Origin of the sequence: Citrobacter sp. RHBSTW-00029 (genome assembly GCF_014104295.1) — a bacterium.
GTDB lineage: Bacteria > Pseudomonadota > Gammaproteobacteria > Enterobacterales > Enterobacteriaceae > Citrobacter > Citrobacter youngae.
The window spans coordinates 1,161,440-1,176,492 of record NZ_JABXRT010000001.1 but is presented as its reverse complement, the minus strand read 5'-3'; the positions used below and the strand labels follow the sequence as shown (position 1 = coordinate 1,176,492).

Genomic DNA, 15,053 nt, shown 5'->3' with positions numbered 1-15,053 from the left:
AGATGAGCTATGCACGAACTTACACTGTCTCCTCAGGAAATTGCAGAAATTACTGGCTATCAGCGCTACACCCACCAGCAGCGACAGCTGCGGTGTCACGGCATACCGTTCACCACTGATGGGCGGAACCGCCCAATTGTATTGCGCAGAAGTATTGGTCCCGGAGTTTCTGAATTACCTAAGGTCGATGAATATGTTGCACTTGAGCCAAATTACGACGCAATCAATGGGCAGACCAAGAAAAGATCCTAAAGACAAGCACCTCCCGCCACGCGTAACTAAAAACCGTTATAGCTATGTGTGGAAGCCAAAAGGAACAAAACAAAGCGTAACTCTTGCACCTATTACCGGGACAAGTATGTCCCGGCTATGGGCGCGTTATGAGGAAGAGAAAGCCAAGCGTTCAGACGTAATGACATTTTCTAAATTATGGAAGTTATTCACCAGTAGCCCAGCTTTTGCTGAACTGGCTCCACGGACGCAGACTGATTACAGATCGTATGAAAAAAACCTGGTCCCAGTGTTCGGGAATATGCGAGCAGATGACATAAAAATTGAGATGGTCAGGATCTATATGGATAAACGTGGCCAACGCAGCATTAACCAGGCAAACCAGGAACTCGGCGGGATGTCGCGTGTTTTCTCATGGGGATATGAACGAGGGTACGTGAAAGGAAATCCGTGCAAAGGAGTGCGCAAGTTCTCTTTAAAAGCCCGTGACGTGTACGTGACAGACGAAGAATATCAGGCAATTTATGAAGAGGCGGCACCAGCTCTCCGGGTTGGCATGGAGATATCTTACTTATGCGCAGCTCGCGTTTCCGATGTACTTTCTCTCAAATGGTCGCAAGTAAGCGAGGAAGGCATTTTTATCCAGCAGGGAAAGACCGGGACTAAACAAATAAAAGTCTGGACTGAACGGCTTCATAACGCCATCGAACTTGCAAAAACTCTGGGTGGGCGGGAAACGGTTATCTGTAGCAGCAAAAAAACTAAATACTCGAAAAGTGGGTTTAATGATCTGTGGGAAACGGCAAGGGAAGCAGCAGGAAAAAAACTAGATAGAAAACTGCCGTGTACTTTTCATGATCTCAAAGCCAAGGGAATATCTGATTACGAAGGCTCGAGTAAGGATAAACAACTATTCTCAGGTCACAAAACTGAAAGCCAGGTTGTGGTTTATGACAGAAAAGTGAAAATTTCTCCCACATTGGATCTTCCAGTCTTGGGCAAATCAGAAGATGATGATGGCGAGTTTTATACCAAGTGAATATACCAACACTATACCAAGTGTGACATGAGTCGTTGAAAGGAATTGAGCTAAGTGTTTGAATAGTGGCGGAGAGAGGGGGATTTGAACCCCCGGTAGAGTTGCCCCTACTCCGGTTTTCGAGACCGGTCCATTCAGCCGCTCTGGCATCTCTCCGTTCTGGTGGTTGCCATGATGCCAGGTAATTTGGCATTTTAACAGACCCAGTTCCGTCAATTTCGTTCAAGTGACGAGTTTGCGAGCAAAACGATGATTAAGTGGCCCTGGAAAGAGCAAGAAACAGCCCGGAATGATGACTGGCCCTGGGATGATGCCCTGGCAATTCCTCTTCTGGTGAATCTTACTGAACAAGAACAAGCCAGGCTTATTGCCCTGGCTGAGCGTTTTTTACAGCAAAAAAGATTGGTTGCACTACAAGGATTTGAACTGGACGCACTGAAAAGTGCACGTATTGCTCTGCTTTTCTGTTTGCCTGTTCTGGAATTAGGCATCGAATGGCTCGATGGTTTTCATGAAGTCCTTATTTACCCTGCCCCGTTTGTCGTGGATGACGAATGGGAAGATGATATTGGGCTGGTGCACAATCAACGGATTATTCAGTCAGGCCAAAGCTGGCAACAGGGTCCGGTGATCCTGAACTGGCTTGATATCCAGGATTCCTTCGATGCTTCCGGCTTTAATCTGATTATTCACGAAGTGGCACATAAACTTGATATGCGTAATGGCGATCGCGCCAGCGGCGTTCCGGCTATTCCGCTGAGGGAAATTGCGAACTGGGAGCATGATCTCCATGCCGCGATGAACAACATCCAGGATGAAATCGATCTGGTGGGTGAAACGGCCTGCAGTATAGATGCCTACGCAGCAACCGATCCTGCAGAATGCTTTGCGGTATTATCCGAGTATTTCTTCAGCGCCCCCGAGTTGTTTGCACCACGTTTTCCGGCATTGTGGCAACGTTTTTTCCAGTTCTATCGCCAGAACCCAATGCTTCGGTTGCGCGATAGCCAGGAAGAAGACCATTTTCGCTCATCAAATGTACATTAATACTGAATCTGAAGATTAATTAACCAATTGATATGACGTATTAATTTTACTGTTGACACGTCATGGTGAGGTCAGTAATATGCGCCTCGTTCACACGATTCCTCTGTAGTTCAGTCGGTAGAACGGCGGACTGTTAATCCGTATGTCACTGGTTCGAGTCCAGTCAGAGGAGCCATATTTAAGAAGCCTGCTTAGGAAACTAAGCAGGATTTTTGCTTTATATCTGATAATCAATCATCACTTCATCAGGCTCCATCGCCTGGCGTTTAATCTCTTCCACAGATAAACCTGCGTTGCATAGCTCGATGAATCGCCAGACGTAATTGCGCTGCAACTGACCACGTTTGAGCCCCAGCCAAACGGTGTTCGCATCAAATAAATGCCGGGTATCAAGGCGGGTTAACGTCCCCTCCTCCTGCTCTCCGCTGGATTGCTCCGCCACCAGCCCGATTCCCAGCCCCAGCGCTACATACGTTTTAATCACATCCGAGTCCTGTGCACTGAGGATAATATCCGGCACCAACCCTTTACGCGCAAATGCCTCATCAATACGTGAACGCCCCGTAATACCCTGCCGATAGGTAATGAGCGGCCAGTGCGCAATAGACTCAAGCGTAAGCGGGGAAGCCTTAACTAATGGATGATCGAGTGGAACAAGCAGGCTGTGCTGCCAACGAAACCAGGGAAACGCCACCAACAGCGGATCGTTGCTGAGTCGTTCACTGGCAATACCAATGTCTGCGCCACCATTTTGCAGGAGAACGTCAATTTCTTGCGGCGTCCCCTGGATAAGCTCCAGGCGAACCTCCGGGAAGAGCTCACGAAATGCTTTGATCACCGCTGGCAGACTATAGCGTGCCTGCGTGTGTGTGGTCGCAATGGTCAGCACACCAGACGTGTCATTGGTAAACAGGTCCGCCAGTCGGCGAACATTACTGGCTTCATTAAGAATGCGCTCAGCGATCACCAGCAACGCCTTCCCCGGTTCGGTCATGCCAAGTAAACGTTTACCACGACGAATAAAAATTTCGATGCCAAGTTCATCTTCAAGTTCACGAATATGCCGACTTACCCCCGACTGCGAGGTATAAAGAATATTCGCGACTTCCGTCAGGTTGTAATCCTGACGGGCCGCCTCGCGGATTATTTTAAGTTGCTGGAAATTCACTTTTCGCTCCGGGTACATCAGACATTACACTATTGTTAAAGTCTGATGCCCGGCATAACAAATAATAAAAACCTGCATCTTATTCCTGGCTGGAATAAGGTCTAACTCACCAGCTGTAGTTCCCGATTTTCCAGAGCCGGACGGCTAACCAGCGACAACAGGATCTCTTTCACCGCCTGAGCCTGTGGTGTCAAACTGCCTCTGGCTGACATGTTAAGCGAGAGGGGCAGATTCATGGAGGGCGTTGTAATCCGCGCCATCCAGCCATTCGCTGCATGGCATAATGCCCGGGCTGCCGATTCAGGTAAGACTGTCACCCCCATACCGCTGGCAATCGCGGCCGTTAGGGTGGAGATAGAATCAATTTCACCTATTACTTTGGCCGTTAAGCGGCGCAGTGAGAAGGCTTCGTCAACACGGAGGCGGACCGCACTGTAATCCCGTGGCAGAAGCAAATTCATCTGCGCGACTGCCGTTAAATCGACACCAGGCCCTGGACATTCGCACGTCCCCACCAGGTAAAGATCCTCTTTGAGTAACGGTTGACTGGAAATACCCGCGATCGGCGAGCGCTCGTAAAGCACCGCTATATCTAATTGACCACTGAGCAGTTTATCGTTCAGCACCGCCCCGCTGTTTTCATGCAAATAGACCAGTACATCGGGCAGCTCGGCGCGAACGGTCTGTAATAACGGCATGGTAATTGATGATGCCGCAGTGCCTGGCGCCAGGCCAATAGAGACGTGTCCACTCAGGGTCTGCCCTACATTATTGACCGCAAGCTGTGCCTGTTCACACTGCCGTAATATCGTCCGGGCGTGCGTATACAGCACTTTCCCCGCTTCCGTCGGCGTCACCCCGCGTTTGGTGCGGATCAACAACTGTTGATCCAGCTCCCCCTCCAGCGTAGCAACCTGCTGGCTCAGCGCGGGTTGAGCGATATGCAATACTTCCGCTGCCTGGGTCAGGCTACCAATATCGACGATTTTTACGAAGTATTTCAGTCGTCTGAAGTTCATTTTGCCTCCTGTCGGAATACCAGAACCCATGCTGGCAATCATGAAACTCAGGATTGCAAGATGCTTGCCAGTTTCATCTGTAGACGATTATTTAATGTTAAGCTCCCGTTAAGTAAGGGATGGCGCAGGAAAGTGATCGCTTCTACTGATTCCGCGTTTTTCCGGGCTGCCCCACAAGAGGTAGACCCGCACCAGAATGGGGCAAATGTCTAAAAAGCATGAAAGATCGCCGCTTTGTTGAATTTGTCAGCAAACGAACACACAATTTCATTTACCCCTTTGACAACCCCCATCGCCCCCGCTAATATGCGCCTCGTTCACACGATTCCTCTGTAGTTCAGTCGGTAGAACGGCGGACTGTTAATCCGTATGTCACTGGTTCGAGTCCAGTCAGAGGAGCCATATTTAGAGAAGCCCGCTTAAGGAAACTTAAGCGGGCTTTTTGCTTATTAATTTCTTCAATCGTCTTATTTTTCATCTTGTCCTCTTGTAAGGGATAAAATCGTTTTATCTTCTCGTCTGTCGCGGTAGTCTCATTACAGTCGTTTATACCTCGACTGCAATGTGCATAACCTAACTCCAATACTAATAATTAAAAAACAGTACAGACAGGATAACTATGGATTCCACCCTCACCTCCACGGGTCCCCAGCAGGACACCTCATCGCTTAACCGTGCCCGACGTGCCGCACTCGGCAGCTTCGCGGGTGCCGTGGTCGACTGGTATGATTTTCTGCTTTATGGCATCACCGCCGCGCTGGTCTTTAATCGCGAGTTTTTCCCGCAGGTTAGTCCGGCGATGGGAACACTTGCCGCATTCGCCACCTTTGGCGTCGGATTTTTGTTCCGTCCGTTAGGCGGGATAATCTTCGGCCACTTCGGCGATCGTCTGGGCCGCAAACGTATGTTGATGCTTACCGTCTGGATGATGGGTATTGCCACTGCGCTGATCGGGATTATTCCCTCTTTTGACACCATTGGCTGGTGGGCTCCTGTGCTACTGGTGACGCTGCGCGCCGTTCAGGGATTCGCCGTTGGCGGTGAATGGGGTGGCGCGGCGTTGCTCTCGGTCGAAAGTGCGCCGAAAAATAAAAAAGCCTTCTACAGTAGCGGCGTTCAGGTCGGTTACGGCGTCGGGCTACTGCTCTCTACGGGGCTGGTCTCGCTGATTAGCTCGCAAACAACCGATGAGCAGTTCCTGAGCTGGGGCTGGCGTATTCCGTTCCTGTTCAGCATTGTGCTGGTTCTGGGCGCGTTGTGGATGCGCAACAGAATGGATGAATCGGCTGAATTCGAACAGCAAAAACAGGCCCCTCAACCGGTGAAAAAGCGGCTGCCGGTTATCGAGGCGCTCACCCGTCACCCAGGAGCATTTCTGAAAATTATCGCCCTGCGTCTGTGTGAGCTCCTGACGATGTACATTGTTACCGCATTTGCTCTCAACTACTCCACGCAGAACCTGGGGCTGCCGCGCGAATTGTTTCTGAATATCGGGTTACTGGTTGGTGGGCTGAGTTGTTTGACCATCCCCTGCTTTGCCTGGCTTGCCGATCGCTTTGGCCGTCGGCGCGTCTATATTACCGGTGCGCTGGTCGGTACGCTGAGCGCCTTCCCATTCTTCATGGCGCTGGAAGCGCAGTCCATTTTCTGGATAGTGTTCTTCGCGATTATGCTGGCCAACATTGCGCACGATATGGTGGTCTGCGTACAGCAGCCTATGTTTACCGGCCTGTTTGGCGCAAGCTATCGCTACAGTGGCGCAGGCGTGGGTTATCAGGTTGCCAGCGTTGTCGGCGGTGGTTTTACGCCTTTTATTGCCGCTGCATTAGTGACTTTCTCCGGTGGCGACTGGCACAGCGTTGCCATTTACCTGATGGCCGGATGCCTTATTTCGGCCGTGACCGCAATGCTGATGAGAGATAAGCAACACGCGTAAACCTTTGTGCGAAGGCCATCGGGTCTTCGCATAATCTTCCTCAACGTCTGACTTTTGTTTCACATTCCTGTGACATACTATCGGGAGAGCAGTACATCTGTGGAACAAGGAGACAGACATGAACAATAAGGGCTCCAGCCTGACCCCGGCTCAGGCATTGGATAAACTGGACGCGCTGTACGAGCAGTCGGTTAAAGCACTGCGTAGCGCCATTGGTAAGTATATTGAAACAGGGACGCTCCCTGACGACATCGCCCGCCAAAACGGTCTTTTTGTTTACCCATCGCTTTGTGTCACCTGGGATGGCAGCGCCACCAATCCCCCCAAAACCCGCGCCTATGGCCGTTTTACCCATGCAGGCTGCTATACCACAACCATCACCCGCCCGTCGCTTTTTCGCCCTTATCTTGAAGAACAACTGACGCTGCTGTATCAGGATTATGATGCGCATATTTCCGTCGAGCCGTCGCAACATGAAATTCCCTATCCGTATGTCATTGACGGCTCTGAACTGACGCTCGACCGCTCGATGAGCGCCGGATTGACGCGCCATTTTCCGACCACCGAGCTGTCACAGATTGGCGATGAAACTGCGGATGGTACCTATCATCCGGCGGAGTTCTCCCCGTTGTCGCACTTCGACGCGCGACGAGTCGATTTCTCGCTGGCGCGACTGCGTCACTACACGGGAACGCCGGTTGAGCACTTTCAGCCCTTTGTACTGTTCACCAACTACACCCGCTACGTCGATGAGTTCGTGCGCTGGGGTTGCAGCCAGATCCTCGATCCGGACAGCCCGTATATCGCGCTGTCATGCGCGGGCGGGATCTGGATCACCGCGGAAACTGAAGCGCCGGAAGAGGCCATCTCCGATCTGGCGTGGAAAAAACACCAGATGCCCGCCTGGCATTTAATTACCGCCGACGGTCAGGGGATCACGCTGGTTAATATCGGCGTCGGCCCTTCTAACGCCAAAACCATTTGCGATCATCTGGCCGTACTGCGTCCTGACGTCTGGCTGATGATTGGTCACTGCGGCGGTCTGCGTGAAAGTCAGGCAATTGGCGACTATGTTCTGGCCCACGCTTATCTGCGTGACGACCATGTACTGGATGCCGTATTGCCGCCGGATATTCCGATTCCGAGCATTGCGGAAGTGCAACGCGCCCTGTATGACGCTACCAAAGAAGTCAGCGGCATGCCCGGCGAAGAGGTTAAGCAGCGTTTACGTACCGGAACCGTCGTCACCACCGACGACCGTAACTGGGAGCTACGCTATTCCGCTTCTGCGCTACGTTTTAACCTCAGCCGCGCGGTAGCTATCGATATGGAGAGCGCCACCATCGCCGCTCAGGGCTACCGCTTCCGCGTCCCTTACGGCACGCTGCTATGTGTTTCCGACAAACCACTGCATGGCGAGATCAAACTGCCTGGTCAGGCCAACCGTTTTTATGAAGGTGCCATTTCTGAACACCTGCAAATAGGTATCCGGGCTATCGACCGTCTGCGTGCTGAAGGCGACCGACTGCACTCCCGTAAATTACGTACGTTCAACGAACCGCCGTTCCGTTAAGGCCTGAAGGTAACTATGCACAACTCAACTCCTCTTTCCGCCCTGCGCAGTCTGCTGTTAGCGCAGGGACTGGATGGCATGATTGTTCCACGCGCCGACGCTCACCAAAGTGAAGATTGTACGCCACATGACAATAAACTGGCCTGGCTCACCGGCTTTAGCGGTTCCGCTGGTCTTGCATTGGTACTTCGCGATCGCGCGCTGATGTTTGTCGATGGGCGCTATCAGGTCCAGGTGCGTAACGAAGTCTCTCTCGATGATTTTGAAATCCATCATTTGCACGAGGAACCTCTGGCCGACTACTTGCAGGCTTACGTCACCTCTGGTGCGCGTATCGGCTTTGAACCTCTGCTGATGGTCAACAGCCAATTTGAAGCACTGTCGGCCACTCACTGCAAATTGGTTCCGATGGAACGCGATCCCTTCGACCAGATCTGGCTCGACCGTCCAGCCGCCCCCTGTGGTGTAATTCGTGAAATGCCCGTTGAGATAAGCGGCGAAAGCAGCGCACATAAGCGCGAACGAATAGTGGAACAACTGGCCCAGCATCAGGCCGACGTGCTGGCGATCACGCTGCCGGATAACATCGCCTGGCTGCTGAATGTGCGCGGTTCGGATCTGGCTATGGTGCCAGTGCCGTTTTCGTTTGCCCTGCTCCATCGCAGCGGCGAACTGGAGTGGTTTGTTGATAATAATAAGACGCAGCAGCTGCCTGCATCGTTGCTGGAGACGATCACGCTGGCCCCGCAAGAAAACTTTCTTCCGCGCTGCCAGCAACTTGCCCAAGGAAAGCGTTTCCTGGTTGATAAAGACTATGCGCCAGTCGCGCTGCGGTTCGCCATTGAACAAAACGGAGGAGAGGTTCTCTGGACCCCCGACCCCATCACATTGATTAAAGCTCATAAAAATGATGTTGAACTGGCAGGGTATCGGGAATGCCATGAACAGGATGGCGCCGCATGGGTAAACTTTCTGGCCTGGCTGGCGCATGAGGTTCCGCTGCGCGAGGCAGCAGGAAATCCTGTCACTGAACTGGAAGCACAAGCCAAGCAGCTGGCGTTTCGCCAGCAGCAGCCAGGATTTATAGAGCAAAGTTTCAGTACTATTTCCGCCTCTGCCAGCAATGCGGCGATGTGTCATTACCATTCCAGCGAGAAAACAAACACCCCCATCACCACACAGGCAATGTACCTGAATGATTCCGGCGGCCAGTATCAAAATGGCACTACGGATACAACAAGAACGCTCGCCTTTGGTCCACAGGATCCGCAGCGTCGTCTGCATTACACCGCCGTGTTGAAAGGCTTTTTATCGCTTATCTCACTGCAGTTTCCCACCGGTACTCAGGGACATCAACTGGATGCCTTTAGTCGTCGGGCGTTGTGGGATTTAGGTCTGGATTTTGATCACGGTACCGGCCACGGTGTGGGTCATCAGTTACTCATCCATGAGCAACCCCATCGCATCGCCAAAAAAGTAAACCCCTGGCCTCTGGTTGTGGGCAATATCATTACCATCGAGCCGGGTTATTATCTGGCCGGACAATATGGGATCCGTATTGAGAATCAGGTGGAGATTATCAACAGTCGCCCTGGTTTCTGTCGTTTCTCAACGCTGACGCTGGTGCCGATTGATTTGAATCTGGTTGAACTGCATTTGCTCAGCGATGCAGAAAAACAGTGGATTGATGATTACCACCAGCAGGTCAGAGAGACGTTATCCCCCCGCGTGAACGCAGAGGCTCGTCCGTGGCTGTTCGCCGCCACCGCGCCGATTCGCGTTCAGGCCAATTAAGGCAATAAAAAAGGCAGCCCGCAGGCTGCCTTAGTTCTCCCCAACGTCTTACTGCTTAGCTGTTACGGATGTACTCATCCATTTCAGTTTTCAGGTTATCGGACTTGGTACCGAAAATAGCCTGAACACCAGAACCCGCGACAACAACGCCCGCCGCACCCAGTTTCTTCAGGCCAGCCTGATCCACTTTGGCAACATCAGCAACGCTGACGCGCAGACGCGTGATGCACGCATCGAGGTTAGTGATGTTTTCTTTACCGCCGAACGCGGCAACCAGGGCAGGCGCCATTTCGCCAGTCGCGCCCGCTTTGTTGTCTTCAGTCGCATCTTCACGACCCGGCGTTTTCAGGTCCAGCGCTTTGATCAACACACGGAAAATGGTGTAGTACACGATCGCATAACCGATACCGACAATCGGGAACAGCCACAGTTTGCTGCTGTTACCGGACAGAACGATAAAGTCGATCAGACCGTGGGAGAATGATGTACCGTCGCGCATACCCAGCAGAATACAAATCGGGAATGCCAGACCAGCCAGGATAGCGTGGATGATGTACAGGATCGGCGCCACGAACATGAAGGAGAACTCGATCGGCTCGGTAATACCGGTCAGGAACGAGGTCAACGCAGCGGAGATCATGATACCGCCCACTTTCGCGCGGTTTTCTGGTTTAGCAGAATGCCAGATAGCGATAGCAGCAGCCGGCAGACCGTACATTTTGAACAGGAAGCCACCGGACAGTTTGCCCGCAGTCGGGTCACCCGCCATATAGCGAGGGATGTCGCCGTGGAATACCTGGCCTGCAGCGTTGGTGTATTCACCGATCTGCATCTGGAATGGAACGTTCCAGATATGGTGCAGACCAAACGGCACCAGGCAGCGCTCAATGAAGCCATAGATACCGAACGCCACGACCGGGTTCTGGTATGCAGCCCACTGGGAGAACGTCTGAATAGCAGTACCGATCGGCGGCCAAATGAAGGACAGAACCACACCTGTGAAGATGGCAGCCAGACCAGAAATAATAGGAACGAAGCGCTTACCGGCAAAGAAGCCCAGATACTCAGGCAATTTGATACGGTAGAAGCGGTTGAACATATACGCTGCGATCGCACCGGAGATAATCCCCCCGAGAACACCCGTATCAGCAAGGTGTTTAGCGGCGATCTCTTCAGCAGGTAAATGCAGAACCAACGGCGCAACAACAGCCATGGTCTTGACCATGATGCCGTAAGCAACAACGGATGCCAGAGCGGATACGCCGTCGTTGTTGGTGAAGCCTAACGCAACACCGATAGCGAAAATCAGCGGCATGTTCGCAAAAACAGAACCGCCTGCTTCTGCCATTACGTGCGATACAACGGCTGGCAGCCAGCTGAAGTTAGCGGAACCGACGCCCAGCAGGATACCTGCGATAGGGAGTACGGATACCGGCAGCATCAGCGATTTACCGACCTTTTGCAGGTTAGCAAATGCATTCTTAAACATAATTAGGAGTGCTCCTGAGTATTTGTGCTTTTCTACGTTCTCACGCATTGGCGAGGGGGGAGAACCTCGCCGTGGACAGGGTATCTAAGTACCCTTTATTTATTACACAGAGTAAAATAATTCAGTTCGTTTTTGTTTGACGGCTATCACAATTCAGCTGTGGATGGCCTAAAAACTCGCACATTCCGATAAAATGAGTATCTGAATGTTTCAAACTGGTTATTCACCGCCCATTTAATGGCGGTGAACTTTACTCGCTTTGTTTATTAATTACGAGCTTTAAAAAAACTCAGTTAGCGTACTGATTGCAGGCGAGAGGCGTCGATGTGAAACAGGCGGGCAAAGTTATCTGTGGTGATTTGCGCCAGTTCTTCAACGGCAACACCTTTCACTACGGCCATGTACTCTGCAACGTCACGAGTCATGGCGGGCTGGTTCTCTTTTCCACGATGCGGTACAGGCGCAAGGTAGGGAGAATCCGTCTCGAGCAATAACCGGTCCAGAGGCACATAGCGGGCGGCATCACGGAGCTGCTCTGCATTTCGGAACGTGACGATGCCGGAAAACGAGATATAAAATCCGAGATCCAACAATTTGCCCGCCGTTTCTCTGTCCTCTGTAAAACAGTGTAGTACGCCGCCACAATCCGTCACTTTTTCTTCGTGCAGAATAGACAGCGTATCAGCACGCGCATCGCGGGTATGAACAATAACCGGCTTGTGTAACTCACGGCCAATCTGGATGTGGTGGATGAATGATTCCTGTTGGCGAACTTTAGTTTCCGGGGTGTAAAAATAATCCAACCCCGTTTCACCCATCGCAACTACGCCCTCTTCGGCGGCAAAACGACGCAAATCCTCGACATCATAGGTTTCGTCCTGATTTAACGGATGCACGCCGCAGGAGAAAACCACATTGTCACGCTCACCAACCAGTTCGCGCATACTGCGGTACCCCGGTAGCGTGGTGGCAACGGCAAGGCAGAATTTCACATCGCGTGCGGCCGCTTTCGCCAGCACGTCATCCACGTCCTTATGCAGAGAATGATAATCCAGGCCATCAAGATGGCAGTGCGAGTCGACTAAAAACATAATGTCTCTCTCAAAGATGGGGAACAGGCAGTATGGTGCCTGGTTGCAGATAATGCTCAGTACGGAGAATAAGATCGGTTAATACCAGTTCACGGTTTACGCCTGTCACGTTCAGCAATTGCTGACGACAGTGACAAACGTCACCGAGTATCGCCTGTATCTGCGCGACGGATAACCGCTCAGCGATGGACGATATCAACGTCAGAGCATCAGGATTGGTTAAATGGGCAACACCATACGGACGTTTGAGGGCATCTGTAAACAACGTTGCCAGCCAGTGTAAACGGGTCGCAGCTTGCTCATGGTTGAGTGCTGCCAACAGGATATACCAGTCGTCGGACTGCAATGTGTTCGCCAGTGCCGCACAGAAGTCAGTCCGGTGCGCCCAGCTTTCGGCCTGTAACAGCGAGAGTGCCGCACCGGGCGAACCTGCACTAAGGCGTAACGCGCTCAACAACGCTTCTGACGACGCTGTTACTTCACGGGCAAGCCAGGAAATTGCATACGACTCAGGCGGCGGCGCAAGATGGTGTAACCGGCAGCGGCTACGTAATGTCGCCAGCAGGCGAGCTGGCTCTGTGCTGGCAAGAAAAAACCAGGTTTGCGCGGGCGGTTCTTCCAGCGTTTTCAGCAACGCATTGGCGGCGGCATCGGTTAACTGAGCGGCATCCGGGATCCACACCACTTTCGCACCGCCAAGGCGTGAATGCTCGTACAGCTTCTCGCTGACTTCACGTACCGCATCAATACCCAGCGTGCTTTTGCCTTTTTCCGGCAGCAACGAATAGTAGTCCGGGTGTGTACCTGCCTGCATCAATTGACAGCCACGGCACTGTCCGCAGCTTTTATGTCCTTCTGGCTGCTGGCACATTAAATAGCGGCTAAGAGCGTAAATCAGCGCGTCGTCACCCATGCCGGGTAACGCCTGAATCAGTAGCGCATGGTGACCACGACCCGCCTGGTAGCTGGCTACCAGTTTTTCAAAATCCGGTCGTAACCATGGATACCATTTCATGCGCCCTGCTCCTTCACCCACTCGGTGATGGTAGTGCGGATATCCTCCATCACGACATCAAGCGGCTGTGTTGCATCAATTGTACGAATGCTGGCGTCTTGGGCAGCCAGTTCAAGGTAGCGTGCGCGGGTGCGATTAAAGAAATCGAAAGACTCCTGTTCAATACGATCCAGTTCGCCACGTGCTCGAGCGCGTTTTAGTCCTACCTCAGGTGTCACATCCAGATACAGAGTCAGGTCAGGGCGAAAATCACCAAGCACGGCATCACGCAGTGTTGCCAGCATGTGTTGATCGATGCCACGACCGCCGCCCTGATACGCCTGGGTCGACAGATCGTGACGATCGCCAATAACCCATGCGCCTTTTGCCAGCGCCGGCTTAATCACCGTTTCAACCAGTTGTACGCGCGCGGCATAAAACATCAGGACTTCGGCTTTATCGGTAATCACCTCATCGCCGACCGATTTAATGTCCAACACCAGACTTCTTAATTTCTCCGCAAGCTGCGTTCCACCGGGCTCGCGGGTAAATACCATGTCGCGAATCCCGAGTTGCTCAAGAGTCTCTACCACCACATTACGCGCAGTAGTTTTTCCGGCGCCTTCCAGGCCCTCGATAACGATATAGTTACTGCCCATTTTTTTCCTTAAGCACTTTCAGATAATCCTGCACGGAGCGGTTGTGGCTGACAAGATTAGTGTTAAACGTGTGGCCGCCTTTACCGTCAGCCACGAAATAGAGATACGGCGTTTTGGCCGGATGCGCTGCGGCCTGCAACGAAGCCTCACCCGGCATGGCAATCGGGCCCGGCGGCAAACCTGTGATGGTATAAGTGTTATAGGCTGTCGGCATTTCCAGATCCGCACGCGATAATTTGCCATTATACCGTGCCCCCATACCGTAAATCACGGTCGGATCGGTCTGTAACCGCATACCGATACGTAAGCGGTTAATAAAGACCGAGGCCACCTGATCACGCTCACTGGCAACAGCGGTCTCTTTCTCAATAATTGAGGCCATCGTCACCAGTTGATTTTTGTCTTTATACGGCAAGCCGTCAGCACGACTTTCCCAGACGGTGTCCACCGCTTTAACCATTTTTTGATGCGCACGTTTTAGCAACGCCACGTCGGTGGTATTCGCGGTGTACATCCAGGTATCTGGCCAGAACCAGCCTTCCACCCATTGCGGGTTTTCCAGCTTCAGCGCCTGGGCAACGGTCTCGTAGTTATCATCACTCAGCGTATGCTTGATATACGGCGCATCGCGCAGTTGTTTGAGGTAATCGCTCAGGCGCATCCCTTCAACCAGGCGCAACGGGAACTGTGCCTCTTTACCGCTTTCCAGCAGTTGCAGCATGTCCCGCACCGTCATGTCGGGCGTAAAACGGTAGGTTCCGGCTTTAAAATGCGACAGGTCGGGTTCCACACGTAGCAGCCACTGGAACACGCGCGGGCGATTGATAACCTTGTCCGCATACAGCTGTTCGCCAAGGGCCAGACGGCCCGTACCCGCTTTCAGCGTAAAAATCGTCTCTTCTTTAATCAATAACTTACTGTCCGCCAGATGGCGAACTTTCCACATTCCCACTCCCGCGGCAATGCCCAGCACAACCAGCAATAACAGGACAACGAGTAACAGTTTTTTCATG

13 protein-coding genes and 3 tRNA genes are annotated in these 15,053 nt (G+C 52.2%); 8 read left to right on the top strand and 8 right to left on the bottom strand.

The features are described from left to right. The first annotated feature begins 9 nt into the window (after positions 1 to 9). Together HV041_RS05595 and HV041_RS05590 are read left to right on the top strand one after the other, a co-directional pair. Entirely contained in the window at positions 10 to 252 is a 243-nt protein-coding gene (locus HV041_RS05595) for a DUF4224 domain-containing protein (RefSeq protein ID WP_072041425.1), read from the top strand. Continuing rightward, entirely contained in the window at positions 227 to 1,270 is a 1,044-nt protein-coding gene (locus tag HV041_RS05590) for a tyrosine-type recombinase/integrase (RefSeq protein ID WP_052463722.1), read from the top strand. The genes HV041_RS05595 and HV041_RS05590 overlap by 26 nt, the downstream gene beginning before the upstream one ends. A gap of 66 nt (positions 1,271 to 1,336) precedes the next feature. Here HV041_RS05590 and HV041_RS05585 read toward each other — a convergent pair. Beyond that, positions 1,337 to 1,426, bottom strand: a tRNA-Ser gene (locus tag HV041_RS05585). Between the two features lie 93 nt (positions 1,427 to 1,519). On the opposite strand from HV041_RS05585, the gene mtfA reads away from it, so the two are divergent. Next, positions 1,520 to 2,317, top strand: a complete 798-nt coding sequence (gene mtfA, locus HV041_RS05580; protein ID WP_121584795.1) for a DgsA anti-repressor MtfA — start codon at positions 1,520 to 1,522, stop codon at positions 2,315 to 2,317. A 99-nt stretch (positions 2,318 to 2,416) separates the two neighbouring features. After that, a tRNA-Asn gene (locus HV041_RS05575) sits at positions 2,417 to 2,492 on the top strand. A 42-nt stretch (positions 2,493 to 2,534) separates the two neighbouring features. On the opposite strand, the gene cbl is transcribed toward HV041_RS05575, so the two are convergent. Both cbl and nac read right to left on the bottom strand, forming a co-directional pair. Next, positions 2,535 to 3,485 carry an HTH-type transcriptional regulator Cbl gene (gene cbl, locus HV041_RS05570; protein ID WP_121584796.1) on the bottom strand — a complete coding sequence of 317 codons (951 nt, stop codon included), beginning with the start codon at positions 3,483 to 3,485 and terminating at the stop codon, positions 2,535 to 2,537. Between the two features lie 101 nt (positions 3,486 to 3,586). Beyond that, positions 3,587 to 4,504, bottom strand: a complete 918-nt coding sequence (gene nac / locus HV041_RS05565) for a nitrogen assimilation transcriptional regulator NAC (RefSeq protein WP_101742071.1) — start codon at positions 4,502 to 4,504, stop codon at positions 3,587 to 3,589. A 326-nt stretch (positions 4,505 to 4,830) separates the two neighbouring features. On the opposite strand from nac, the gene HV041_RS05560 reads away from it, so the two are divergent. From HV041_RS05560 to HV041_RS05545, 4 genes are all read left to right on the top strand, one after another. Further along, a tRNA-Asn gene (locus HV041_RS05560) sits at positions 4,831 to 4,906 on the top strand. A 217-nt stretch (positions 4,907 to 5,123) separates the two neighbouring features. Continuing rightward, positions 5,124 to 6,440: a shikimate transporter gene (gene shiA / locus HV041_RS05555; protein ID WP_061068116.1), complete on the top strand. Its 1,317-nt coding sequence runs from the start codon at positions 5,124 to 5,126 to the stop codon at positions 6,438 to 6,440. Between the two features lie 118 nt (positions 6,441 to 6,558). Continuing rightward, positions 6,559 to 8,013, top strand: coding sequence for an AMP nucleosidase (locus tag HV041_RS05550; RefSeq protein WP_005128994.1), 1,455 nt, complete (start codon positions 6,559 to 6,561; stop codon positions 8,011 to 8,013). Positions 8,014 to 8,028: 15 nt separating this feature from the next. Continuing rightward, positions 8,029 to 9,807, top strand: coding sequence for an aminopeptidase P family protein (locus tag HV041_RS05545; RefSeq protein ID WP_121584797.1), 1,779 nt, complete (start codon positions 8,029 to 8,031; stop codon positions 9,805 to 9,807). A 55-nt stretch (positions 9,808 to 9,862) separates the two neighbouring features. Here HV041_RS05545 and ptsG read toward each other — a convergent pair whose 3' ends face one another. From ptsG to yceG, 5 genes are all read right to left on the bottom strand, one after another. After that, positions 9,863 to 11,296: a PTS glucose transporter subunit IIBC gene (ptsG, locus tag HV041_RS05540; protein WP_005128998.1), complete on the bottom strand. Its 1,434-nt coding sequence runs from the start codon at positions 11,294 to 11,296 to the stop codon at positions 9,863 to 9,865. 293 nt (positions 11,297 to 11,589) lie between these two features. Further along, positions 11,590 to 12,387 carry a metal-dependent hydrolase gene (locus tag HV041_RS05535; protein WP_121584798.1) on the bottom strand — a complete coding sequence of 266 codons (798 nt, stop codon included), beginning with the start codon at positions 12,385 to 12,387 and terminating at the stop codon, positions 11,590 to 11,592. A gap of 10 nt (positions 12,388 to 12,397) precedes the next feature. Beyond that, positions 12,398 to 13,402, bottom strand: a complete 1,005-nt coding sequence (gene holB / locus HV041_RS05530) for a DNA polymerase III subunit delta' (RefSeq protein ID WP_048211241.1) — start codon at positions 13,400 to 13,402, stop codon at positions 12,398 to 12,400. Further along, positions 13,399 to 14,040 carry a dTMP kinase gene (tmk, locus tag HV041_RS05525; RefSeq protein ID WP_048211240.1) on the bottom strand — a complete coding sequence of 214 codons (642 nt, stop codon included), beginning with the start codon at positions 14,038 to 14,040 and terminating at the stop codon, positions 13,399 to 13,401. The genes holB and tmk overlap by 4 nt, the downstream gene beginning before the upstream one ends. Beyond that, positions 14,030 to 15,052 carry a cell division protein YceG gene (gene yceG / locus HV041_RS05520; RefSeq protein WP_061068119.1) on the bottom strand — a complete coding sequence of 341 codons (1,023 nt, stop codon included), beginning with the start codon at positions 15,050 to 15,052 and terminating at the stop codon, positions 14,030 to 14,032. The genes tmk and yceG overlap by 11 nt, the downstream gene beginning before the upstream one ends. Between the last annotated feature and the right edge of the window lies 1 nt (position 15,053).